21 protein-coding genes and 2 pseudogenes are annotated in these 23,915 nt (G+C 43.6%); 7 read left to right on the top strand and 16 right to left on the bottom strand.

Features of this window, described 5'->3' with window-relative positions; genetic code table 11:
* The first annotated feature begins 172 nt into the window (after positions 1 to 172).
* The gene (locus R7F64_RS16630) at positions 173 to 613 is read left to right on the top strand and encodes a phosphate-starvation-inducible PsiE family protein (protein WP_104976546.1); all 441 of its coding nucleotides are present in this window, start codon (positions 173 to 175) and stop codon (positions 611 to 613) included.
* 291 nt (positions 614 to 904) lie between these two features.
* Here the strand turns inward: R7F64_RS16630 and R7F64_RS16635 are convergent, their stop codons facing one another.
* Positions 905 to 1,513, bottom strand: a complete 609-nt coding sequence (locus tag R7F64_RS16635; protein ID WP_017635732.1) for a MarC family protein — start codon at positions 1,511 to 1,513, stop codon at positions 905 to 907.
* A 279-nt stretch (positions 1,514 to 1,792) separates the two neighbouring features.
* Positions 1,793 to 2,218, bottom strand: coding sequence for a TraR/DksA C4-type zinc finger protein (locus R7F64_RS16640; RefSeq protein ID WP_017635733.1), 426 nt, complete (start codon positions 2,216 to 2,218; stop codon positions 1,793 to 1,795).
* A gap of 190 nt (positions 2,219 to 2,408) precedes the next feature.
* On the opposite strand from R7F64_RS16640, the pseudogene zigA reads away from it, so the two are divergent.
* Positions 2,409 to 3,608 (top strand): annotated as a pseudogene (gene zigA, locus R7F64_RS16645) (zinc metallochaperone GTPase ZigA).
* Between the two features lie 145 nt (positions 3,609 to 3,753).
* Here zigA and R7F64_RS16650 read toward each other — a convergent pair.
* Positions 3,754 to 4,968: a CobW family GTP-binding protein gene (locus R7F64_RS16650; RefSeq protein WP_206949049.1), complete on the bottom strand. Its 1,215-nt coding sequence runs from the start codon at positions 4,966 to 4,968 to the stop codon at positions 3,754 to 3,756.
* Positions 4,969 to 5,491: 523 nt separating this feature from the next.
* Positions 5,492 to 6,757: a peptidoglycan DD-metalloendopeptidase family protein gene (locus R7F64_RS16660; RefSeq protein ID WP_213869702.1), complete on the bottom strand. Its 1,266-nt coding sequence runs from the start codon at positions 6,755 to 6,757 to the stop codon at positions 5,492 to 5,494.
* Between the two features lie 147 nt (positions 6,758 to 6,904).
* Here R7F64_RS16660 and R7F64_RS16665 point away from each other — a divergent pair, with 147 nt between their 5' ends.
* Entirely contained in the window at positions 6,905 to 7,777 is an 873-nt protein-coding gene (locus tag R7F64_RS16665; RefSeq protein WP_318071914.1) for an aspartoacylase, read from the top strand.
* A 207-nt stretch (positions 7,778 to 7,984) separates the two neighbouring features.
* Here the strand turns inward: R7F64_RS16665 and R7F64_RS16670 are convergent, their stop codons facing one another.
* From R7F64_RS16670 to R7F64_RS16695, 6 genes are all read right to left on the bottom strand, one after another.
* Complete coding sequence (locus tag R7F64_RS16670) at positions 7,985 to 8,998, bottom strand: CobW family GTP-binding protein (protein WP_170890052.1); 1,014 nt, start codon at positions 8,996 to 8,998, stop codon at positions 7,985 to 7,987.
* Positions 8,988 to 9,548, bottom strand: a complete 561-nt coding sequence (locus R7F64_RS16675) for a carbonate dehydratase (protein ID WP_017821071.1) — start codon at positions 9,546 to 9,548, stop codon at positions 8,988 to 8,990. The genes R7F64_RS16670 and R7F64_RS16675 overlap by 11 nt, the downstream gene beginning before the upstream one ends.
* Before the next feature lie 44 nt (positions 9,549 to 9,592).
* On the bottom strand, positions 9,593 to 10,927 hold the full coding sequence (locus R7F64_RS16680; protein ID WP_047104476.1) for a dihydroorotase: 1,335 nt from the start codon (positions 10,925 to 10,927) through the stop codon (positions 9,593 to 9,595).
* 82 nt (positions 10,928 to 11,009) lie between these two features.
* Positions 11,010 to 11,480: a Fur family transcriptional regulator gene (locus tag R7F64_RS16685; RefSeq protein WP_017821073.1), complete on the bottom strand. Its 471-nt coding sequence runs from the start codon at positions 11,478 to 11,480 to the stop codon at positions 11,010 to 11,012.
* A gap of 4 nt (positions 11,481 to 11,484) precedes the next feature.
* A complete protein-coding gene (locus R7F64_RS16690; protein ID WP_053303733.1) occupies positions 11,485 to 12,153 on the bottom strand; it encodes a DUF1826 domain-containing protein in 669 nt (222 codons plus the stop codon).
* A 339-nt stretch (positions 12,154 to 12,492) separates the two neighbouring features.
* Entirely contained in the window at positions 12,493 to 13,287 is a 795-nt protein-coding gene (locus tag R7F64_RS16695; protein WP_054729357.1) for an AraC family transcriptional regulator, read from the bottom strand.
* 122 nt (positions 13,288 to 13,409) lie between these two features.
* Here R7F64_RS16695 and R7F64_RS16700 point away from each other — a divergent pair, with 122 nt between their 5' ends.
* Positions 13,410 to 14,216: a sulfite exporter TauE/SafE family protein gene (locus R7F64_RS16700; RefSeq protein ID WP_064354623.1), complete on the top strand. Its 807-nt coding sequence runs from the start codon at positions 13,410 to 13,412 to the stop codon at positions 14,214 to 14,216.
* Between the two features lie 118 nt (positions 14,217 to 14,334).
* On the opposite strand, the gene R7F64_RS16705 is transcribed toward R7F64_RS16700, so the two are convergent.
* The 4 genes from R7F64_RS16705 to R7F64_RS16720 form a co-directional block, all read right to left on the bottom strand.
* A complete protein-coding gene (locus R7F64_RS16705) occupies positions 14,335 to 15,543 on the bottom strand; it encodes an alpha/beta hydrolase family protein (protein ID WP_240694219.1) in 1,209 nt (402 codons plus the stop codon).
* 216 nt (positions 15,544 to 15,759) lie between these two features.
* Positions 15,760 to 16,062, bottom strand: a complete 303-nt coding sequence (locus R7F64_RS16710) for a hypothetical protein (RefSeq protein WP_054579645.1) — start codon at positions 16,060 to 16,062, stop codon at positions 15,760 to 15,762.
* A gap of 205 nt (positions 16,063 to 16,267) precedes the next feature.
* Positions 16,268 to 17,206: an alpha/beta hydrolase gene (locus tag R7F64_RS16715; protein ID WP_017635745.1), complete on the bottom strand. Its 939-nt coding sequence runs from the start codon at positions 17,204 to 17,206 to the stop codon at positions 16,268 to 16,270.
* A 72-nt stretch (positions 17,207 to 17,278) separates the two neighbouring features.
* On the bottom strand, positions 17,279 to 18,193 hold the full coding sequence (locus R7F64_RS16720) for an alpha/beta hydrolase (protein ID WP_017821078.1): 915 nt from the start codon (positions 18,191 to 18,193) through the stop codon (positions 17,279 to 17,281).
* Between the two features lie 128 nt (positions 18,194 to 18,321).
* On the opposite strand from R7F64_RS16720, the gene R7F64_RS16725 reads away from it, so the two are divergent.
* Positions 18,322 to 19,251, top strand: coding sequence for a LysR family transcriptional regulator (locus R7F64_RS16725; RefSeq protein WP_130545540.1), 930 nt, complete (start codon positions 18,322 to 18,324; stop codon positions 19,249 to 19,251).
* Between the two features lie 68 nt (positions 19,252 to 19,319).
* On the opposite strand, the gene R7F64_RS16730 is transcribed toward R7F64_RS16725, so the two are convergent.
* Positions 19,320 to 20,513 (bottom strand): acetate/propionate family kinase, encoded by a 1,194-nt coding sequence (locus R7F64_RS16730; RefSeq protein ID WP_005386205.1) that lies wholly within the window; start codon positions 20,511 to 20,513, stop codon positions 19,320 to 19,322.
* Between the two features lie 363 nt (positions 20,514 to 20,876).
* On the opposite strand from R7F64_RS16730, the pseudogene R7F64_RS24545 reads away from it, so the two are divergent.
* Positions 20,877 to 21,197, top strand: a pseudogene (locus tag R7F64_RS24545) (GGDEF domain-containing protein); the annotation flags it as partial.
* A gap of 140 nt (positions 21,198 to 21,337) precedes the next feature.
* Positions 21,338 to 21,499 carry an EAL domain-containing protein gene (locus tag R7F64_RS24550; RefSeq protein ID WP_262640094.1) on the top strand — a complete coding sequence of 54 codons (162 nt, stop codon included), beginning with the start codon at positions 21,338 to 21,340 and terminating at the stop codon, positions 21,497 to 21,499.
* 100 nt (positions 21,500 to 21,599) lie between these two features.
* Here R7F64_RS24550 and R7F64_RS16740 read toward each other — a convergent pair whose 3' ends face one another.
* Positions 21,600 to 23,531: a DEAD/DEAH box helicase gene (locus tag R7F64_RS16740; RefSeq protein WP_104976537.1), complete on the bottom strand. Its 1,932-nt coding sequence runs from the start codon at positions 23,529 to 23,531 to the stop codon at positions 21,600 to 21,602.
* Between the last annotated feature and the right edge of the window lie 384 nt (positions 23,532 to 23,915).

A 23,915-nucleotide genomic window follows, 5' to 3' on the forward strand; every position in this document is an offset into this window, starting at 1 on the left:
GAGATTACATTATGTGTCCAACATTGTGCCCACTCCTAAGTTTCATAACTTCCTTCCCTCGGACGCTTCTATCTCTCACCACAGCAACTATGCTTTAAACGACATGTATTCAATTGTCTAGCTTCAACATATGAAGGTTAAGTGAACATAAACAAGCGAAGGAAACAGGGTCATGGAAGTCGATAAAAATGATAAGTTAACAAAGAAATTACAGGTAGTGATTCATTGGTCTGTAAGAGTATTGTCGATAGTTATGTTGTTTGTAATCGTCATGGGTGTGATAGATGTTGCATGGACGATATATCAAAAACTTATCACGCCACCTAAACTCATTCTGACGATTTCAGATATGCTAGCCACTTTTGGTGCTTTTATGGCCGTTTTAATTGCTATTGAAATTTTCATCAATATAACTATTTACCTGAGAGAAAATGTTATTCATGTAAAAATCGTCATGGCCACCGCGCTGATGGCAATCTCCCGAAAGGTCATTATTATAGACTTTGAAACCTTGTCTCCAATGTACCTGATTGGAATTGCGGCTGTAGTTCTTAGTATGAGTCTTGGTTACTGGCTGATCCATAAACTGCCCAATAAGAGCCATACTGAATAAACTTCTCAGCCTCCCGACTTTTCAGATACTCTCACGGCATGAAAAAGTCTTGTCTTGGCACGTTGAAGCTAATAAATTCCTCCATGCTAGGCTCTATATACTGCGAGACTACAAGATTATAGAGTAGTGCCTAAGCGGAGAAATTATCGATATTGTTTTCTAGCAGCTAATCTTTGAGTATTGGCACAGCTCAATGGGGGCAAGTGTTGCTCCAGTTCCCCCATCTGATATATACCCTCAACATCTATGCATTTTACTTTCAACTCCTTCAGCTCAGTTTGCGAAACAGCCTTAAAGGTCAAAGTAACTTTCAATCCCATTCAGAGTGTTGGTCGTGGCCACAGCGGCTAATATCAACCCCATGATCCGACTTACAGCACTAGCTCCTGTATTCCCAATAATCCTGTGTATGCCGCTGGCCATTAATAGCAAGATATAAACAACCAATAGTACCAGCAGCATCATAGCCACGGTCTGGACTTGCTCCCAAATATTAAACCGCACGTTCTCTGTGAGTAAAACGGCGGCTAATATTGCGCCAGGGCTAGCAATTGATGGAATGGCTAGAGGAAAAACTGCTGTATCATGATGACTATTGAGCGTTCTGATTTCTTCTGCTGGTTTACTCTCACCAAATATCATAGTCAAAGCAAACAAGAACAATACGATACCGCCCGAGATTTGAAACGCAGACAAGGGAATACGCATTGCTGTAAGTATGATTTCACCAGCAACAACAAAAAACAGTAGGATAGCAGCGGAGAATAGAGTCGCAAACAGAGCGACCTTACGCTTTGCCACTTCTTCATAGCTTTTTGTGGCTGCGATAAAAACGGGCACAGTACCTATGGGATCGATGACAGCAAAGAAAAAGATAAAAGTTGCCACAAAGTCAATCATGCTACTTCTCCAGTACCAATTTAGCTTTAAGGATAGAAGATCAGCTTGAAGTAGCAGAGAAAATGTTTGACGCTAACATAGCGAGAGCTCATTCAGAAAAACAAAAATGATGCGTTATTTACAATACAGAACTTACTTCTATCCTATCGATAACTATTAATATCTCAAAGGTAATGACTACCATACCTAACGGTAGTCGCCATCGCTTTAGACTTCTCAGAGAACATCAAAAAAAACAAGTGAACGAGAAGAATATCGACGTCATAAGATAGTGAGGCTTTAGTGTTTATACCAGTGCTCTTTTGACTCCATTTGAGCTTTTACTTCTGCACTATATTCAGCAGTAGGTCGTGCCAATAACCTTGGAATGCCGATAGGTTCTCCGGACTCTAAACAATAGCCATACTCCCCTGTGCGCAAGCGAGCCAACGATTGTTGAATCTTAGGTAACAACTTTTGCTCTCTATCTATGATTCTTAATGCGATTGCAGATTGCTCCTCACTGGACGCCCTATCGCTTTCGTCACTGAATTCCATTGGCGCAATCATCTCTTCTTTCGCGCGTTCAATATGCGCTAACGTCGATTCATAAAGCTCAAATAATCGGTTTTCAAAAAATGCGAGCTGAGCTTCATTCATATAATCCGCCTCGGGCGCTGCAAGAATTTCTTCTTCTGTCATGACATGCTTTTTCTCTTCGTTCATAGAACCTCCACACCGAGATAAGAGTTCGCTCTCTAAATTCCGTACATCTGAATCTGTATAACTTAACGACGAATGAATGCGCCAATAAGGTGCAGTACTCGACACAGTCACAAACTGCTTGATGCCAGAGTTAAGATCACCGACTATATTAATTGTTATATTATAACATTACACTATAAAGAGCATGAGCATGAACACCCAGAAACTCCCTGTTACGGTTTTGTCCGGCTTTCTAGGCGCAGGAAAAACAACCGTTTTAAGTCATATTCTTAACAATAGACAAGGCAGAAAAGTTGCGGTCATCGTCAACGACATGAGCGAAGTCAACATCGATGCAGCGACCGTTCAGAATGAAGTTTCTCTCAACCACAGTGAAGAAAAGTTGGTTGAAATGAGTAACGGTTGCATCTGTTGTACCCTGCGTGAAGACCTGCTTGAAGAAGTCACTAAACTCGCGCAAGAAGGCAGATTCGATTACTTAGTTATCGAGTCCACTGGCATCGCCGAGCCACTCCCCGTTGCAGAGACTTTTACTTTTGCCGATGAAAACGGGCTCTCACTTTCAGACGTTGCACGTTTAGACACCATGGTTACAGTAGTTGATGCGATTAACTTTCTGCGTGATTACGATGAAGCTAAGTTCTTAACAGAGACAGCCGAATCCTTAGGTGAAGACGATGAACGCAGCGTCGCCGACTTGCTCGTTGATCAAGTAGAGTTCGCTGACGTTATCTTGATAAGTAAAACCGACCTCGCTGAGAAATCAGAAATCGAAAGGCTTCTTGCTATTCTTAAAACTCTCAATACATCGGCCACTATTCTTCCTATCTCGAATGGTGAAGTAGAACTTGATGCGGTACTCGACACACAAAGCTTCAGTTTTGAAAAGGCACAACAAGCCCCAGGTTGGTTGAAGGAAATGCGAGGCGAGCACATACCTGAAACCGAAGAATACGGCATTTCCAGCTTTGCCTATCATGCGAGACGCCCTTTCCATCCAGAGAAGTTTTACGACTTCCTCCACAATGCGAAAGATTACGGCAAACTGATTCGTTCCAAAGGTTACTTTTGGCTAGCAACAAGACCAGAGTTTGTCGGTCAATGGAGCCAAGCGGGAGGCATCGCACGTTATGGTGTTGCGGGTATGTTTTGGAAAGCGATTCCGAAGGAGGAATGGCCGACGGATCAAGATTACCTCGATGCTATAAACGACATTTGGTAAGAACCATACGGCGATATGCGACAAGAATTGGTGTTTATTGGTCAGGGATTAGAGCAAGAGAAATTGATTGCTCGTCTCAACGAATGCTTGTTAACAGAAGGTGAGATGGAGCAAGGACTCGACTATTGGTTATCTCTGGAAGACCCTTTCCCTGAATGGGAACAGTAAACGACTGAGATACAAAAAAGCCTCTCACCATTCGAGAGGCTTTCTCGTTACACAGAGCCAATTTTGGTATACCGAGCCAATTCAGTAAGTCCGTTCTCGAAACAACCCGAGCAAACATGCAGCGAGGGAATCCTCACCATCGCATTCAAACCGTCTTCTTCTGGCTCAACTTAGCTATTTTCTTTGGCCAAGGATCTTCAAATGTTGCCCCTTGTTGCCATTGCTCCAATTCCACATCCGTTAAAAAGCAGTTTTCCAGCGCATCAATAAACACATCGACTTCGTTTTCTTGCCCAATCACCGTTAAGCGACAACGACGATCACCAAAGCGGCTTTCAACGCTGTCTATCTTATCTTGTAGGATTTGACGATGTTCCTCTGTGAAGTTTTGCGATTCGTCATTGATTACCGAAGCGCGCCAAAAGCCTGTAATTTCAAGCCCCACATTGCCGTTTACTTGGCTCCAAAGTAGTGAAACATCGTCTCGAGTTGGGAACCAAAAGAACCCCTTACTGCGGAACACACCTTTAGTTAAATACTGATGGCAGGTATTCCACAAACGCGCAGGATGAAAAGGTCGATCATCTTTGATCACTTTGGCGACAAGGCTTTGTTCGTCTTTATCAGAGAGATTCAACGGCTCATTCGCCGTCTCACGAAGTTCTGCGGTTAACTGCTCAACGAGGAAGAAATTGTAGTCTTGCTCACCTTTCAACATGCGGATATCTAAGTTTCCCCATGACGTTTTGATTATCTCGGTGTAAACATTAAGCGGGTGAATCGCCTGCGCGATGTTGCGAACGGTATTGTCGTCCACTTTGTCCGTCTTGGTGAGCATGATACGGTTTGAGAACATGATTTGCTCTACCAACAAGTTTTCAACGCCGCGAACACCCTGCTGCACGTTCTCCTGCCACTTAGGGATTAAGGCAGAACCTTGTCGATAGTCATCTCGCAACCAAGTCGCATCCACCAACGTAATTACGTCTTTGAGTGCGAATTGTGCGTTGTTTTTAAAATACTCAACCAAAGGCAAAGGATGACTACTGCCCGACGTTTCAATCACAATCCATTCTGGCCATTTTTCTGCGCAGAGCTTTTTAAGGGCTTTATCGAGCTGCTTTACACCACTCGGGCTGCTGATGCTGTCTCCACTGATCGTGACAAAGTTGCCCTGCTCTTCACTCACCGCATCGGTATTTAAGATAAGCACGCCATCAACGTCTAACTCACTCATGTCATTCACAATAACGGAAAGATCAATACCAGAAGAATCGGCTTGTTGAAGAATGTTGCGTAAAAAAGTGGTTTTCCCTGACCCGAGAAACCCATGCAAAATAGTGACTGGAATTGATGGCATACCTTTGACCTACAAACTCTGAATAAACACATGTTATAACATAACAATTTGATGAGTTATAGAAGGAATCCAATTGCTGTCTTAGACCCAAAGCTTAAGAATCGGTAAAGACCACAGAGACTGATTTTTCAGAACTCGCCTTCGTTTCTCAGCACGTTTCATCACCAGCAAAGGTCTGACTATTGATAAAAACAATAAGTGGTTACAAAACGACCATTGCTTTGTTTATAAAATTGGAGAAAGATGACAATACAGCGATTTATAGGAGGTGGTGTTATGACTTTAGTTCTTACCGTTCTTATTTTCCTAAGTTGTATTGCGATGCTCGCGATTGGTGTGATGTTTTCACGTAGGCCGATCAAAGGCGGAGGTTGTTGCAAAGCGTCCGATGTTGCGGATGTGGGCGCACGTAAAAGAAAAAATCGCAGTCATTATTCTTCTAGGAACACATATTGAGACTCACCTATTGCTCCAACCTCACAACACAAAATAGCATAACTGAGCCCCAACAAATTGTCGGGACTCAGTTTTTCGTTTCTACTAGATAATCAAACTCTGATACTCGCGCCAAAAATGAAGGTTTCTGGATGTTAGGAAGCGACTTCGCGATAGGTAAGTCGGCTTTCATTGCATCAACCGGACGATTACGAACTAAAACTTCAAAATGTAAATGTGGTCCGGTTGAACGACCAGTATTCCCAGAGAGGGCTATTTTTTGCCCACGCTTTATAACTTGACCTTTTTTAACCAAGATTTTATTCAAGTGTAGGTAACGAGTTTTGTACACACTGTTATGTTCAATCACTAAATAATTACCGGCATAAGGGTGCTTGCGGACCGCAATTACTTTTCCATCCCCAGTAGAATAAACTGGCGCACCGATTGGTGTCGCGAAATCCGTTCCGTTATGCGGGGTGACTCTTCCCGTCACTGGGTGTTTACGCTTAGGGTTAAACCCAGAGGTGATTCGGCGGTATGCCCTATCGACAGGATAACGGTTAAACGCTCGCTCCAAACTGTTACCAGCTCTATCATAGAACCGTCCATCCTCGGCTAGAAATGCAGCGACTTCGCCCCTCGCTAAGTTAAAAGAAATAGCCTTAATCTCACTATTGCCAGTTTTGTGTTCACCTAAATATTGCTGTTTCACTAATATATCGAAACGGTCACCGGCTCTAAGAGATCGCGCAAAATCAATCTTATCTTTCATCACCTGCGTAATATTTGCGACGTGGCCTGATGCCAATCCTACTCGATGTGCCGAGACTGAAAAACTCCCTTTGATTTCTCCCGAAAATAAGGTTTCACGCCATTCCCCTGAAATTTCCTGAAATTCGTAAGAGAAGGAGCCATCGTTTTCTCTAGTGTAGATAGCCCTCTCTACAAGGCTCATATGATAAATTAGTCGACTCAATTGCCCCATGTCATCCATCACTAATTCAAGCTCTTCACCGGGCTGAATCATATCTAGCTGGAGGTGATCAAGATCAACTGAGAGAATTTGCTGCAAAATACCGTAAGGGAGACCCAATTGAGCGAAGATACCACTGAGCGTATCTCCCACTTTAACTATGTAGTGTATTTGTTTAGGTTTAGGTTTAGGCAACGGAGTCAAACTGATATCTGAGGGAACCACTATCTTTGATGATGGAGGTGATGACGAATCACTGCTTTGATTCAGTTGAGTGCTGTGACTATCTTGATTTGGCTCATCCTCTGTAGGTAGAAGCAAAGCGACCGAAAAACAAAACACAGCAACGATTAAAGCAATAAATTTAAACTGACTCATGAGAAACTAAGTATCAATAACAACGATTGTTATGTTATAACATATCTAGGATTATTTTTACTCAGTTTAGTAAACGTTTATTCAGTTCACTGGATTGGCTAAGAGAAGACCAGTCATTCAACCCATTCTCTTTGAGAAGGCTCAATAATGAACACATTCAATTCAGCACTTATCGTTGCAGGAACACACGGAAACGAACTTTCTGGTATTTATTTACATAAACTAATCAAAGAAAAACGTTACTCTGTCAATAGATCAACCTTTTCAGCCTGCTCGATCATCGCAAACTCCGAAGCAGTAAAACACAACGTCCGATACATCGATACAGACTTAAATCGCGAGTTCTCAGCAATGAATAGCAATCATTGTCCTGGTTTGCATGAAAGCAAGATTGCACATCAATTTATCGAGAAATATGCAAACCAAGAAAAACTGTTGATTGTTAACCTGCACAATACAACAAGCAATATGGGAGCGACGTTGATTTTGCTTTCTAACGATGTGTTTTATCGGAAACTGGGCGCGTACGTCAAACAACGAATGCCATCAGCACATGTCCTTTTCGAAGAGCGAAAAGAATGGCAAGAGCAACCTTACCTTTGTACTGCTGGGCAATATGGAATAATGATTGAGGTCGGGGCGCAAGCACATGGTGCGCTAGAGTACAGTACGTTGGAGTTGATGAAACAGATGCTTACCGCAGTATTGGACTATGTTGAAAAGCACAACCTCAACCAAATAGGCTTACTGAGCGATTATGAGGCGTTTTTTTACACCGAAGAAATCAGGGTTCCACTTGATCAAGAGGGTATGCGGCAAGCACTAGTACACCCTACTATTTGTGGCAGAGATTTTGAGGCGGTCAAACCAGGAGCACCTTTATTAGCGACTTTCGCTGGTTATGATATCCATTGGAATGGCAAAGGGGAAATTTACCCGCACTTTATCAATGAGAGCGCCTACAGTACCGCAAATATAGCAATGGCCCTCGCTAAAAAAAGACGTGTTTCTTCCGTGTAACTTAAAGCAAGTAATTAGGCCACGTGTAACGTGGATACCTCACCCCATGAATAAAACTGTGCCTGAACCGCATAGGCAGAAAATACGGGTACTAACCCCACCCTAATACGGCAGCATAAGTGCCCTAAGCGCAGCTTTAAAAGAAACCCCACTAGAATTTTAAGGAGGTAAGACATTATGGTTAAAAGGAGAGTTTTCTCTTTTCTATCATGATGCCTTCTCCAAACATCGAAATAATCTATCTTCAAATTGGTCATCTAGACCGGAAGAGATCAGTTCTAGGCGGCTTTCTGAACACTCGTCTAGTTCAAATTCTGTGAGTCCATCTGATGTTAGATTGTAACCAAAAATACCGCTTCCCGTGATAAAAACCGCTTTCATTCGTTCGACCTTGAGGTCGAGCAGCAATAATCTCAGCTTTTGATGTTCGAACACGTTTTCAGCGGATATACGCCAACCGATACTGTAGAAACCTTCCCCCTGATTGGTTGCTTTTAGAATGCCGCTCTCAGGCATAGGCAACTCAGGAACAAGTGACTTTTTCTCTCTTTCACGATAAAGAACAGAGGGCGTTTTTTGCACGTCAATACGAGTCGCTCCCTCACATTCATGAAAAGGGATAGCGCCATGTTCAGCGAAAATCACTTTTGTTTCCCGCAGACCGAGCTTTGCTATATAAGCCGTCAGCTTTTGCTCATCTTCATCTTGATAGAGATCGCGCTTATTACCTACCACTGTATCTGCGATAGTGATTTGCTGGTTAAACGTTTCATGCTCAGTGTACTTAGGATCCGATAGTTTACGTGCATCGACTAAAGTAATGTTTTTTTGCAAAGCGAGAATTTGACGATAATACTCGGTCGATAGCACTTGCAGTACTTCTTTAGGATGACCAAGGCCTGTAGGCTCAATCAACAATCGATCTGGCCTTGCTTCAGACAATAATTGATTTAAGGCGATTTGCATCGGAAGACCTGCTGCACAGCACATACATCCCCCGGGGACCTCTCGAATAAACACTTGGTCTTGTTGTTTTTTTTGGCCTTGTAACAAGCTGCCATCAATACCAACTTCGCCAAATTCATTGACCAATACAGCCCAACGTTCATGACTCGGTTTATGGGTCAATAAGTGCATTATTGCCGATGTTTTCCCCACCCCGAGAAAGCCAGTGATGATGTTAGTCGGCACTCGCGAAATCAGTGGCTTATTAAAGTTCATTGGCAATTCTCCGGTAGCCTTGGACTAGTTCATGGTTGGCAGAAACGACGGATTCGGAAAAAGCTGAATATTCTGGCGGCACTTTAGAGATACTCTCTAAATCAAAACCGACACCAATATTGGTCATCGGTGGTACATGGAAATAAGCGGGTAAATCGAGGCCATCGACGACACAGTTATGACGAATAACACACCTCTCACCGATGACGCTATTGAACACGACGGAGTTGAAGCCAATGAAAACATCATCACAAACCTGGCAAGGACCATGAATAATCGAACGATGAGCAATGGATGAGCGCTCACCAATGGTCACCGCAGCCCCTGCCTTAGAGTGAATTACGACACCATCTTGGATATTGGTGTCACGTTTGATGACGATAGCTTCCATGTCTCCATGGTTATTAACTTCGTCAGCTCGAATAACAGCATAGGGTCCAATAAAAACGTTATCCTCAATAATGACTTTGCCACAGATAATAGCGGTTGGATCGATAAAGGCTGTTGAGGACACCTGTGGCATATGGCCCGTTGGGTTTCTTCTTAACATAATGCTTCCAGTTTGTTTATGGCTCTTTCTTTGCGGTCAGCGACTTAACGATTGAAGGATAAACGCATCGCTCCAGCTGGTTTATCGATGACTTTGTTATTGGCATAAACTAGCGCGCCATTGACCCAAGTCTTTTGAATTTGAGCTGAAAATTCATGTCCAGCAAAAGGCGACCAACCACAGTGATATAAACTGTTTTCGTTGCTAACTCGTGTTGGGGTATGAGCATCAACCAACACCAAATCGGCGTAGTAACCTTCACGAATAAAACCTCGGCCTTGAATGCCATAGCGAATGGCCGGGTTGTGCGCAGTTTTTTCGACTACTTGAGTCAAACTCATATGACCTAAACGGACATGCTCGAAGAGAGTAAGTAACGCATGCTGAACTAACGGCAGTCCGGCTGGAGCCTGCTCGTAAGGCACTTGTTTTTCTTGCCAAGTGTGAGGAGCGTGATCTGTTGCAATGATATCTATTTGCCCCGTATTTAACGCTTTTAACAACGCATCGCGGTCACTAGGAAACTTGATTGAAGGATTACATTTGATCAAATTACCAAGAGCGCCATAATCTTTGTTGCTGAACCAAAGATGGTGAACACAAGCCTCCGCGGTGATTGATTTATCTCGAATGTCTCCCTCGTCAAAAAGTGCTAGCTCCTTCGCCGTTGTGATGTGCAGCACATGCAGTTGGCTGTGATACTTTTTGGCAAGTTCTACCGCATAAGAAGATGAAGCGTAACAGGCCTCTTCGTCACGCAAAATGGGATGGTCTTCGATAGTGAAACCTGGCTTCTTAAGCCTTTGCTTTTGCTGGTTTTGTTTAATAACAGTCCCACTTTCACAATGAGTAACAATGAGTACTGGAGAGTCACGAAAAATTGACTCCAACGCTTGCGGATCTTCGACTAACAAATTTCCTGTTGATGCCCCCATAAATACTTTCACACCACAATGTTGTTTGGGGTTAAGTTGTTTAATCTGTTCAAGATTGTCTTCGGTTGCACCGAGGTAGAAAGAATAATTCGCAAACGAGCTTTCTTTAGCGAGAGCGAACTTGCGCTCTAACGAGTCAATAGTCGTTGTAGCCGGACTAACATTGGGCATTTCCATGTAGCTTGTAATACCGCCGGCTACCGCTGCCCGCGACTCGCTTGCAATTGTGCCTTTATGTGTCAGCCCAGGTTCTCGGAAATGCACTTGATCGTCAATCATGCCTGGCAGTAAATAAGCCCCTTTAGCATCAATTACAATATCTCCGTGTTGTACGGATATATTAGTAGCAATCTTGTCAATTCTTTGATCAACAATACGTAAATCTGTTTCGGTAATGGCTCCTTCGTTGACCACCCGAGCGTTTTTAATCAATGTTGCTGACATAATTCATTCTTTTAGATAATTTATAAATGTGGCCAATACTCGGTCACCTTGTGAAGCTATAAGGGGAGATCGTGTGTCTGCCTCATAGGGGGCGGTTTGCGCATTCATCGCAAACACAGGAAATCTCAAATTGTGGGCTAAGAACGGTGAAGCCTTCTTGTATGGCTTTCGCACATACGCTAGAAATAACATTGGCTTCAACCGCTATTTCACTAACCTTTCCACACTGAGAGCAAATCAAAAACTGTGGAACGCCATGCTCCTGATCGCACGCGATTTGAGAACAAACGACGTATTTACTAGATGTATTGAGCTTATGGACAAAGTGCTCTGCTTCAAGGAAATCGAGTATTCGATAAACCGACATCGCTTGAATGTTTTGAGAAAAGTTGTGATTGCAGTAGTCAACTAGTTCGTAGGCAGAAAGCGGCTTCTCCGCATATAGCAGCGAAGTCAGTATCAATTTCCGTTTAGTAGTGAGTTGTTTACCTCGCAGCAGGCAGATTTTCTCTACCTGCTTCATGACGTCATCTACCGTTTTGAGCTTTCTCATATCTCTAGATGAAATCCAATGTGAGTAGTAAGCGACGTTCATTGTCTGCAACATGTGGAGAGCGATGTATAACTCCAGTGGCTTCATTGCCTTCCCAACCACTTCCTTTGAGCAGGGCAACATCGCCAGGCTGCATTCGTCGTATTGCACTTTCAGAGTCGTATAATCCCGATAGGTGATCAGGTTGACCAAGACTACCGGCACCGAGTTTAGTGCGATCAATGGTATCGTTGGTTAACCATTCGGTCGCTCGGCCGGTATAAGTTATGACAAGTCTGCAAGGCACACGATCAAAGTGAAATTTCGGGCACATCGGGCTGTCTAGGCGAGTTAGCCTCAAACCTGCTTCTTTAACCTCAAACAAACAGCAGAACATATCGACGATTAAAGCAACATCTTCACTCAGCGCATCAGCACACGCATAGCCCTCTAACTTGCTTCGTACCCATTGTGCAGCATCATCTGGCGTGACACTTTGTACCAGTGCCAATCTAGGCTCCTGTGCCAGCATCAGATTAATGTCCTTCGTCAACTCTTTCGAGAGCGTTCGCTGCCATATGGCAATATTGTGCTCTGGTTTGTAGATGTCGCTAAGTATGTTCGCTGATGTCGATATCGCCAACGATGATGTTGTTTGGACACGAAGCGGGTTCTCAACTACATCAATGCTCATATATCTTCCTCCCAAGCGTTAAAAAGGTCAGGTAAAGGTTTTAATAACGTTGATATTCTAGGGCTATGAGACCTAGTAATCGTTACGATTTCGCTCTAGTTCACGGACATATTGACACAGTCCCACCCCATGTAGAGTCAAGTCAGACAACGCTTGTGAAGAAATCAACGTTTACTCTCTCTCAATAGGAGACTACTGGTTGTGAGATCAATTCTTTAAACAACAAATTGTAGAGCCCCAAACAAAGCAATGTTATAACATAACAATTAATCTTTTCAATATTTACCTTTTTTGATTAAAAATAATTAGGGGAACATCATGAGCATGCGAGCACGGAAATTATATTCCGCGATTAGAAAAGTAACGCGTAGGTGAATCGCCATAGACCCGACGAAACATCGCGATAAAGTTGCTGGGCGTCGAATAACCCAAAGCATGTGCAATATCTCCCACCGATTCCCCTCTAGCTATCATTTCTAATGAATGTATTAGCAGTACTTGTTGCCGCCATTCACTAAAACTCATGTTTAACTCACTTCGAATCAATCGTCTTAACGTCCGAGATGAGACTGCCCCAATATTGGCCCAATGCTCTACAGAATGCTTGCTGTTTGGGTCTATTAAAATTGCTTGAGTAACTTTTTGCAGTCTCGGATCTCTGGGCAGTGGGATGTGGAGTGACTCATGAGGGCTATTGACGATTTCATCGGATATTACGGCAAGAATACGTAAAGACTGTATGGATAGATCGTCTGTTTTGCTCCATATCGATGCTCTAACCGATAGGGCTTTCAACACATCGCTCATTTGGATAACACAAGGTCTCATTGGAAACCGCTCACAACTCTCTGGAGTAAACAGTAATGAACGACCTTTCAGAGAACCACAAAAATAAACACTGTGCATCGCACCCGGGGGGATCCAACCAGCTCGGTGAGGTGGTAGTATCCACGTTCCTTCATCGGTTTTTACCTGTATTAGCCCTTCATCTATACACAGTAACTGGCCTCGATGATGACTGTGCCAATTATGTGGCCGTTGATCCAAATGGTTGAAGTCGCTCCTTTCATGCTGCCACTCCTTAGCGATCAGTGCGGCGCCATTTTTCCATTCGCTGTAATCAGAGTTTGTCACTTTATTTACTCAATTCCATTTTGGCCATTATTCATTACTTTCTGTCCTCTTAACGTTACCATAGCAAGTTCACGTTCGAGTAACATTTTAGCAACGACCATTTTATCGAAGGCAGAACCATCATGAACGAACCTATCTTTATTATCTATTACATTACAGCAGGCTTGGGCATTGGCTTTCTCGCAGGACTTGTTGGTGTGGGTGGTGGTGGAATGGCCGTCCCTATTTTTGCGTTTCTATTTTCACTACAGGGAATAGCTGATACGGAAGTAGTGCATCTTGCGTTGGGGACATCAATGGCTTCGATGATTGTTACAACATTGGGCAGCATGCGCGCTCACTACAAAAAAGAGAATGTAGACTCGACAATGGTAGTAAAAATGTTGAGCGGAGTTCTAGTCGGAACATTTTGCGCCACATTCGTAGCATCGTATCTACAAGGCGTCTATCTGGCAGGCTTTTTTAGCGTATTCATGTTGTATGTTGCTTATAAGATGTTCCTCAACACTGAAAATGAGTACAACCCGAACCCACATGGAGCTATCGGTAATATCACTGTAGGCTCGGTGATTGGCTCTGTATCAGCACTTGTCTCTATAAGCGGTGCGGGGTTGATCATCCCCTATCTTGTCCAGCAAAATTTTGAGGTAAAACGTGCTATTGGTACCTCTGCTGCGATAGGTTTCCCTATCGCGCTGTCAGGAAGCCTCGGTTACATGTTAAACGGATGGGGAAACACAGATTGGAACAACTTAGTATTAGGATACATATACCTTCCTGCAATGCTCAGCTTCTCCATTAGTAGCTACTTAACTACTAGCCTCGGCGTGCGTTGTGCAGCGTATTTCCCAAATAAAGTTCTTAAGAAAATCGTTGGTATTTTGTGTGTTCTTCTAAGTTTCAAAATGTTGGTACAAGTACTTAGTTAGAGCAAATAACACGGTCACTAGTAGGCCTTGCACTATGGTGAAAGGATAAGCCTGCAAAAACTTACTCCTCGCTTTGCTTACTCGAACAGACAATGTGTAAGAAAGTGTCACATTGTTGCTATTCTTGTGGCTTTGTTAGGCTAGTCAGAATTACATCCAAAATTTTCTGGTGATTGTCCTTTCTGGAAACCTCGTCACGCTCCTGGCAAAGTGCTTCCTCCCCTTCTGATGCGAGAATTTTAATGCCACGCTCAGTACATTCTGCGAACGCACTAAACTGACTCGCACTGGGGATCTCTTGAAACGTCACATTGGGAAGAGCAACAAGTGATTCGGCTGGTGTCAGTGCGGGATGTAGCCGATCAGAGAGCGCCACCACGGTGATAGCATTGTTCATCAAGGCCAGAGTTTCAGGGACAAAAGTTTTCGTTAGCTCAGGGTTGATAACGACGACCGATTTCAGTTTGTTTTCAGACTGAAATCGGGGGAATTTTTGATCCGGGATGCTGGTAATATCAACGTTATTTTCACGTAACCAATGACAGTCTACATTGGTGGCGTTGTGACACGATGTTCGATATTTCTCCGGGCTTATTTGCGCTCCGGAGAGCATCAGCATAGATGTGCCGCCCAGAAAAAAGCCGACCCCCTGCACTGCATCAGTATCTACGCCTCCGGACAGTATCCCGACCGAACTTAATTCGTTCAGCCCAAGCACCAAATCACTGGTTCTGAATGTGATTTCATCAACAGCCATTTCTGCATTGATTTCGTTCGGTGCAGGAGGCTTTGGTACCACAACGACATAACCTTGTTGCGCCAGGCTCGAGGCTATCCAACCACTGTGAGAAAACGCTGACCGTGTTCCGCCCTGCGACAAAAGCACAACGGGAAATTTTCCACTTGCTAAAGGGGCATCTAACTGCGTTTCGACTGATTTAAAAATGTTCCCCCTACCAAACGAGAAGTTGTTTTTTTCGTTCGTTGTGGGATACCAATAATAGACTTCCACAGGCTTGTCTCTGTCTTCACTGAATCCCGTTTTGACTGTTAGCGCAGAATGGTATTTCGGCTCATTCGTACTGGCGCTGACACTGACACATAATGTAGCGAGTAGAAAAGACATTATTATTTTGGTTTTCATTTTTCCCTCAGCCGGCAAACACATTCTTCTGCACGGCATCTGAAGATAACGAGCAGAAGAATATCCATATATTTTGCGAAACATAGCAATTAAGCTATTCATAGTCGAGGTAACCCAAAGAAAATGATAGACCGCTCCAGCTAGAGCCTTTCTTTTCAATAATTTTCTGCGGATATCCACCATGCAGAAGTTTGTACTTTACTCATTGTAAACGACTAATCATGGCCTCTTAAGGCAACATTAGAAAACCAACCGTATTCACAATCCATAACTCCATAACTCATAGTTACACCGATGTATATCTAAGTGAGCTGAAGCTTCATTGCCCATCCAGTGCCCTTTGCATTTTTATAGCAAGGTAGCCAAGCACCATTTTATTAAGGACCATTGCTGCCCGCACTAACACTTTTGTTTTGTATCGTAACTGATTTGCTTACTGGCGTTCTTTAGTTGCACTCCTGCCTTATTAAATGCCTTTTGAATAGTTGTGGAAACATGCTGGCGGCCCTCTCCTTCAAAAAAGTTAGCTCGATCTTGCTTCGTTTCGAATACGCAGACTATTTCTAAACTTTGTGGAAAAGAAGAGAATTTGACGGTATGAGTCACCCAAAGAAAGCCATCGTAGCCTTTTAGCGTATCTTCACAAACTTCGGTCAACACTCCTCTAATTAGATTCTCGACCTTCTTATCTGATTTGCGCATAAATTAAACTTCATTCCTATCTAACGCCTTTAATTAGGTTTCAGTGTACATTGTCTTAAACAGTATTTGGCAGTGGTATTTAGTCAATAGCCTGTAGATGAGGTTATTCGCACGAAGATTTACCGACCTACTCGCTTCGAACTACATCTTACGCTGTTAAAAATAAGCGCTTTGCAACTCTACAAAACGCTTCTAACTTATTAGATTATTTTAAGTGTGTTTCAAGGAATGCAGAAACCTTGTCCATTGCAATGCCGACTGCTTCTGGATGGTCATACAGTTCATAGTGAGACCAATTTTCCAAATTAACCAGCTGTCGGTCTTTTGATTGAACAGAGCGGCCATAAATTTCCTGCCCATCACGATAAGCACCAAACGCCCCGACTTTTTGCCCTACGACGGCCATAACAGGCTGAGTCAATAACGTTTCGGCAAATGCAAAGGCATCCCAGCTCAGTGTTTTCTGTGCATGTGAAAACAGCATACGAGTTGCACCACCTTCGGTTTGTCCACGTGATGTTTTGTAGTATTCAGTAGCTTCGAACACGTCTCGTTCTGTTAATCCATTTTCTTTTGCAAATTCAATATTTGGAGGAAGAAGTTCATCGATTTTCAGCTCTGAGCCGCGAGCTTCGGCTGTTCTCTGTGCAGCCATAGCCTCAAGATTGGCGATAGGGTCGTACATACTAAAGCCTTCACGGAACAAGCGGCCTAAGTTAACAGGCGTAATACCTACGACAGCTTTCAAGCGCTTTTCGGTTAGGGCTGAATTGATCATGTAACCACCACCGCCGCAGATACCGAGTCCACCAATTCTATTCTCATCGACATATGGTAAAGTTACTGCATAGTCGATAACGCGACTGATATCTTCAACACGTTGACTTGGGTCTTCTACGTAGCGAGGCAATCCTCCCGATTCTCCTTGGAAGCTCGCGTCAAATGCGATCACGACGTAACCTAACTCAGCAAGGGCTTTACCATAGACAGCGCTGGATGTTTGTTCTTTACAACTACCAAAAGGATGAACACTTATCATTGTTGGGTAGCGTTTCGATTCATTGAAGCCTTCTGGGAATAAAATTAATGCAGACATATCCCAAGACATATCAGCATTTCTAAAAGTGATTTTTTGCATATTCATAATCAATATCTTAAGAGTAAAAAGCCTTGAGAGCAGAAAGGCTCGAAGCAATTGAGCCTTTCATCGGGAATATTAAAGAGTGCGTTGGAAGAAAGATGCGAGTTGGGATACTGCGTCATCGACGTATTCGGCAACATCATAAAGCGACATATGGTTTGCACCATCAATGGCATACAAGGTTTTATCTGAACTCGCTGCACGTTCTATCAGGTCATCACTCATCCATTTGCTGCCTGCGTCACTACCAACGACAGCAAGAATTGGCTGAGTTAGGAATGCTTCCGCTTTGTGGTACGCATCGTAAGTAATGATCTGGTTTAAGTTACGAGTTAGAGCAAAACCCGGCGCATTTGGATGTTCACAACGTGGTGTGTGGTAATACTCCCAAGCTTCGCGTAGCTCTGCATTTGAGGCATCTTCTTCACGCATCGGAGCTAGAGGAATAGTCGCGAATTCTGTACCATTCGTGTCGGTTGTGCGAGCATTCGAACCAAATTCTAAGTAACCAACAGCGTCAGCATCGTTAACCGAATTATCCCAACCATTACGGAACATTTGGCCAATGTTTACGGCACTAACCATACCCAGTGCTTTGATTCGACGATCATTGATCGCTGCATTTGCACTATAGCCCGCACCAGCACAAATCCCCATTGCGCCAATTTTATCGTTATCGACGTACTCTAACGTTGTCAGATAGTCGACGACTGCGCTCACGTCTTCAGTACTCGTGTAAGGGTTTTCCATTTGGCGAGGCTCACCTGTACTTTCACCTTGATACGAACGGTCAAACGCAATGGCAATTATGCCGCTTTTTGCAAGTTTACTCGCATATAGGCCTGCGGTTTGCTCTTTTACGCCACCACCTGGGTGTGAAACAACAACCGCCGCATATTGTTTACTTGCATCAAAATCTGTAGGGAAGTTGATAACCGCTGAAATCTCAATACCTTGACCATTGAGATTTTTGAAAGTGACTTTAGACATAGCGACATTCTCCATTAGAGGTTAACTGTTCATCTCAGGCTGACCTAAGCTTCGATGTAATATTAGTCAACACACTGTTTCGGATAAATATCGTTTTATCTACATGACTGTTTAGTTATACTTAACAAATGAGAATCGAACCTTCTTTAATTTCATCACTGACGTGGTTTGCACATATTGCTCGCCATCGCAGTTTCACCAAAGCAGCCTTAGAAATGGGGGTAACCCGTGCTGCCTTATCACAACACCTAAAAGCGTTAGAACAACAGCTACAAGTTCGGTTAATTAATCGAACCACCAGAAGTATGTCGCTGACGGAAGAAGGCCAACGTCTGCTTGATATTTTGCAACCTTCATTGGTGAACATTGAGCAGGTCGTTAACGAATTGAACGACTCTCATCTTGAGCCTTCGGGATTAATCCGTATCAGTGTATCAAGAACCGCTGCTCGGCTGCTTATTGAGCCCTATCTAGGTGAGTTCCTCTCTCGTTATCCTAAAATACGCCTAGAGCTAATCATGGATGATGGGTTTTCTAACATCGTCGCAGAGGGCGTTGACGCGGGCATTCGCTTAGGATTAAGCTTAGATGAACATATGGTTGCGATCCCTATTACTCCGCCGTTAACAACGGCAATAGTGGGCTCTCCTGAATACTTTAGGCAAAATGGACTACCTCAAACTCCTGAGGATTTAGAAGGTCACAATTGCCTTGCTTATCGTTTTACCTCTAGCGGAACAATTGATCATTGGTCGCTAACCTCTCCAGATGTTGCAAAGCGCACCCTCGTTTTCGAGCCTAAAGGCAATGCTATTTTTAATGATGACTATAGTATGTTACAAGCTGCAATACAGGGTGTGGGTTTAGTGAAGCATATTGATTTATGGGTGGAAAAGCACATAGATGAGGGAAAATTGACCCGAGTTCTGACACCTTGGTGCAAAGAGTTTCCAGGGTTTTATTTATATATGCCTTCACGAGAGCATATGCCGAAAAAAATCCGCGTCTTGATGGATTTTTTAATCGAAAAGCGCGAAGCTCTGAAACTCAAAGAGTAATTACCAAATTGCTTTAAATAAAAAAGCGAGCACGAGGCTCGCTTTTAACTTTCTGTTTTCGTTATATATTACAATAACTCAACCGATTGTTTAGCTATCACAAATTCCTCGTTAGTAGGAATAACAAGAGCTTTGGCACCTAACAACTCAGATGTTGCAATAACACCTGCGTTACCAAATCTTGCATCTTCGTTACCTTTCTCATCTTCAACAAAACCTAACAGTTTTAGGTTTTTCAAGATTTCGCGACGAATTGGTAGTGAGTTTTCACCAATACCACCAGTGAAGATGATGCCGTCTAATGAATCCAGAGCCGCGAGGTAGGATGTAATGTATTTCGCAACGCGGTAAGTGAAGATCTCAAATGCCAACTTCGCACGTGAATTCCCCGCTTCCATTGCTTCTAGTACGCCACGAGCATCACTTGTCACACCAGATACACCTAAGAAACCTGACTTCTTGTTCATCATCTCGAACACTTCGTCTTTTTCCCAGCCTTTACGGAAAAGGAACTCGATAACACTTGGGTCGAGGTCACCACAGCGAGTACCCATCATTAGGCCAGCTAACGGCGTCAAACCCATACTTGTATCAACACATTCGCCATTTTTAACCGCACTCACTGATGCACCGTTACCTAAGTGCACAGTGATAAAGCTGCTTTCTTCAACCGGCTTATCTAGCATTTTCGCTGCTTCACGGCTTACGTAGTAGTGGCTTGTGCCGTGAGCACCGTAACGACGCACTTTATGCTCTTCGTAAAGCTCGTAAGGAAGTGCGTACATAAAGGCTTTGGCTGGCATTGTTTGGTGGAAAGCAGTGTCAAATACAGCAAATTGAGGCAGTGAAGGGAACGCCGCCATTGCCGCTCTCATGCCTTCAGCGTTTGCTTTGTTATGAAGTGGTGCAAGTTCAGCAAGGCGCTCTACTTCTTGAATAACTGTTTCATCAACTTTCACAGTTCCTTTAAAGGTTTCACCGCCTGCGACAATGCGATGGCCTACAGCGACAAATTTTGAGCTCAAACCTAGAGTTTCGAGTAGTTTTACCACTCGCTCAACAGCGTACTGATGATGGTTACCGCCAGCTGGAATTGCTTCAACGGTTTTTTCTCCCTGATATTTCCAACTGATTTCAGCTTCAGGTAGACCAAAACACTCACCAATACCTGATACCAAAGCTTCACCGGTTTCAGAATCAATAACAGCAAATTTTAATGAAGAGCTACCAGAGTTGATCACCAGTACAAACGAATTAGACATGAAATAGTTATCCTGTTGTAGAGCAGAGGTTGTAATAGCGCTTGTGCGCTGCGTACTTCTTGTTTGCCCCTCTATTATTCAATAATTTTTTAATCTTTCAACAATCTTTTAGTAAAACCGATTTGATTGAACAAATTTTGTTGATCTGTAGCAAGTTTTCATTTTATTTGAAGGCTAAAAGATATCACTTGTTAAAGATAATTTATGAATAGATCAATTTGTACAAAGTCAGATATATAAGATACGTTGTTTATTGGGTGAACAAAAATAACAAACCAATCAATAAATCGGGGTAATAATGTGCCCACTATTGCATTTCTATTAGTGATCTTAGGTTCGATTTTGCTCTGCTGGGGATGGCAGATGACAAAAAACATCTGCTCGAAAACTGACGTAACCGGGTGGACTTTCCTATTATTGTTAATCAGCTGTTTCATTTTTGCTTATGCCGTTTTTTTGCACGCCATCATGCAAAAACCTATTGCTTCTCTCTTAGAAACGGGGGTTTCTCTTATACTTTTTGGCGGCAGTATCTTTGTCGTGCTGGTGATTAAGTGGAGCAACGATTCGATATTCGAGCTTCATACCGTTGCTGAAAGAGAGAAGCGCAATGCTGTCCATGACGCTCTTACTGGGCTCCCTAATCGTAAATACTGCTTTGAGTCTATCGAAGACATGACACAACCTGAAGGCCAATGACTGATTCAAATTATGAGATAACCTCAAAAACGTCGAAAGATTGATAATACGTTTCAAGGTAAGCTGGTTAATTTCTTTTCACAGCAAGCCGCACTGAAGGCTCCCGCTCTATCGTTGAGAACACGATTGCGTTAGCACATGGATTAGGGTATTCGGTCGTAGCAGAAGGCGTTCAAGACATGGACACACTGCATTTTTTGAGAAGTCGAGGCTGTGACATCATTCAGGGTTACTTGTTCTGCCCTGCCCTTAGACGAAGTAATAAGTTGGGTAAACAAACACGATGAAAAGCAAAACCGTATTAGACGCGCATAAAAAAGCCGAGCGCTTTGCTCGGCTTTCAATTCTTTTTGTAGCAACTTAAACCGTCGCTTTAATCACTCGTGATTATGCGTCTGTACGACGGCCACGACCGTGACCACGTTCACCACGATGTGCACCACGGTGATCACCACCACGGTTGCGATCGAAACGACGTTCGCCACCTTCACGATTACCATCGCGGTTGCCGTCACGGTTACCACGGAAACCACCTTCGCGACGACCGCCTTCACGACGATCACCACCACGATTGCCGCCTTCGCGGTTGCCACGGTAACCACCGCCATCACGACGACCACCTTCGCGACGACCACCGTCACGGCGACCACCACGAGACTCGCGGAAATCATCGAAATCACATACTACAGCACCAACATCTTGTTGACGGATACGTAGTTTGCTTAGCTTGTTCGCCGCGTCTGAAGTCATTGCTTTAGGTAGCTGTACGAATGTGTGGCCTTGAGCTAGCTTGATCGCACCGATAGAACCTTTACCTAGACCTAGTTCGTTTGCTAGAGCGCCAACGATGTCTTTAACTTGAACGCCTTGCTCACGACCAACTTGAAGCTGGTAAGTATCCCAGTCTTGGTTGTTGAAGTTACGACCGCCATCGCGACCACCTTCACGACGCTCTTTACGACGTTGCTTGTCACGCTCAATTGCTTCAACCATTGGGTCTTCGCCAATGTAGAACAGAGGACGTTTGCCTTGCTGACGCTTAAGAAGCATAGCAGCAAGTGTTGCTGGGTCGATGTCTAGAGAAGTTTGTAGTTTCTCTACCAACTCAGCAAATTTGTCTAGTGCTTTGTGCTCTTTCTCTGCTTCAAGCTCAGCGCCTAGCTTAGCTAGACGAGCTTCAGCAACTTGGTCACGTAGAGGAAGTTGGATTTCTTCCATAGATGACTTAGTTACACGCTCGATAGTGCGAAGCATACGAATTTGGTTAGTGCGAACTAGAAGGATCGCTTTACCCTTACGTCCAGCACGGCCAGTACGACCGATACGGTGGATGTATGACTCAACATCAAATGGGATGTCGTAGTTGAATACGTGCGTAATACGTGGAACGTCAAGACCACGAGCTACAACATCAGTTGCAACTAGGATGTCAATAACACCTTGTTTGATGTGATCAACAGTACGCTCACGTAGAGACTGAGGAATGTCACCGTGCAGTGCAGCTGCTTTGAAGCCACGTGCAGATAGCCAGTCAGCCAGACGCTCAGTATCTTGACGAGTACGTACGAATACGATTGACGCGTCAGTTTCTTCAGTTTCAAGAAGACGAGACATTGCTTCATCTTTCTCTACACCTTTCACTACCCAGAACTGTTGTTGAACTTTGTCTACAGTGTGGTTTTTACCAGCAACGTCAACCGTTACAGGGTCACGAAGGAAACGTTCAACGATCTTCTTCAGCATTGGAGGCATAGTTGCAGAAAACAGAACGCGTTGTGCTGACTCTGGAGCGTGCTCCATGATCGCAGTTACGTCATCTACGAAACCCATGTTTAGCATTTCGTCTGCTTCATCAAGAACGAAAGTACTAACTTCGTCTAGGTGTAGACGTTCGCGATTGATAAGATCTTGAACACGGCCTGGAGTACCGACAACTACATGAGCGCCACTTTTAAGAGCACGCATTTGGTCGACAATAGATGCGCCACCGTAAATCTCTAGAACTTTCAAACCTTTGATGTTTTTACCAAGGTTTTTCATTTCCGCTGCAACCTGAATTGCCAGCTCACGAGTCGGAGCAAGTACAATCGCTTGCGGTTTGCGTTGGTTTAGATCGAGTTTGTTGAGAAGAGGCAGAGAGAACGCTGCTGTTTTACCTGTACCTGTTTGAGCTTTACCCAGCGCGTCAGCACCTTCCAATAGGTGTGGGATTGCCGCAGCCTGAATTGGAGTTGGTGACACGAAACCCATTCCGTCTAGAGCAGAAAGGATAGAATCATTCAGAGATAAATCACTGAATTGAATAACAGAATCTTGCATTGGGATCCTACTTAATTAAACAAAAAAACAGTCCCATATGCTCTTCCAATTCGATACTGATCCATCCAGATACTGATTCCATTCAGACGGGAACACAGCACAGTACACAACCGCGATAAGCCATTAGGGACGACTAAGGGAGGCGGATTATTCCTTAAAAGCATAAAAAAATCCAGAAAAAATTGAATTACATCACAATTTATTCTCAACAATGGTATTTTTAGCATATTTTTCCACCAGTCCTACCATTCCCCGTAGATTCGCGTAGCTCACAGATGAGAATTTCATCAATATTTAAGCCAATTTCTCGTGGTTAAATTGGCAAAATTCACGGCGAAATTACGCTCCACAGGTAGTAATAATAGCTCGCAATGATTATAGTGT

It is taken from the genome of Vibrio sp. Vb1980 (genome assembly GCF_033338615.1).
GTDB classification, from domain to species: Bacteria; Pseudomonadota; Gammaproteobacteria; order Enterobacterales; family Vibrionaceae; genus Vibrio; species Vibrio alginolyticus.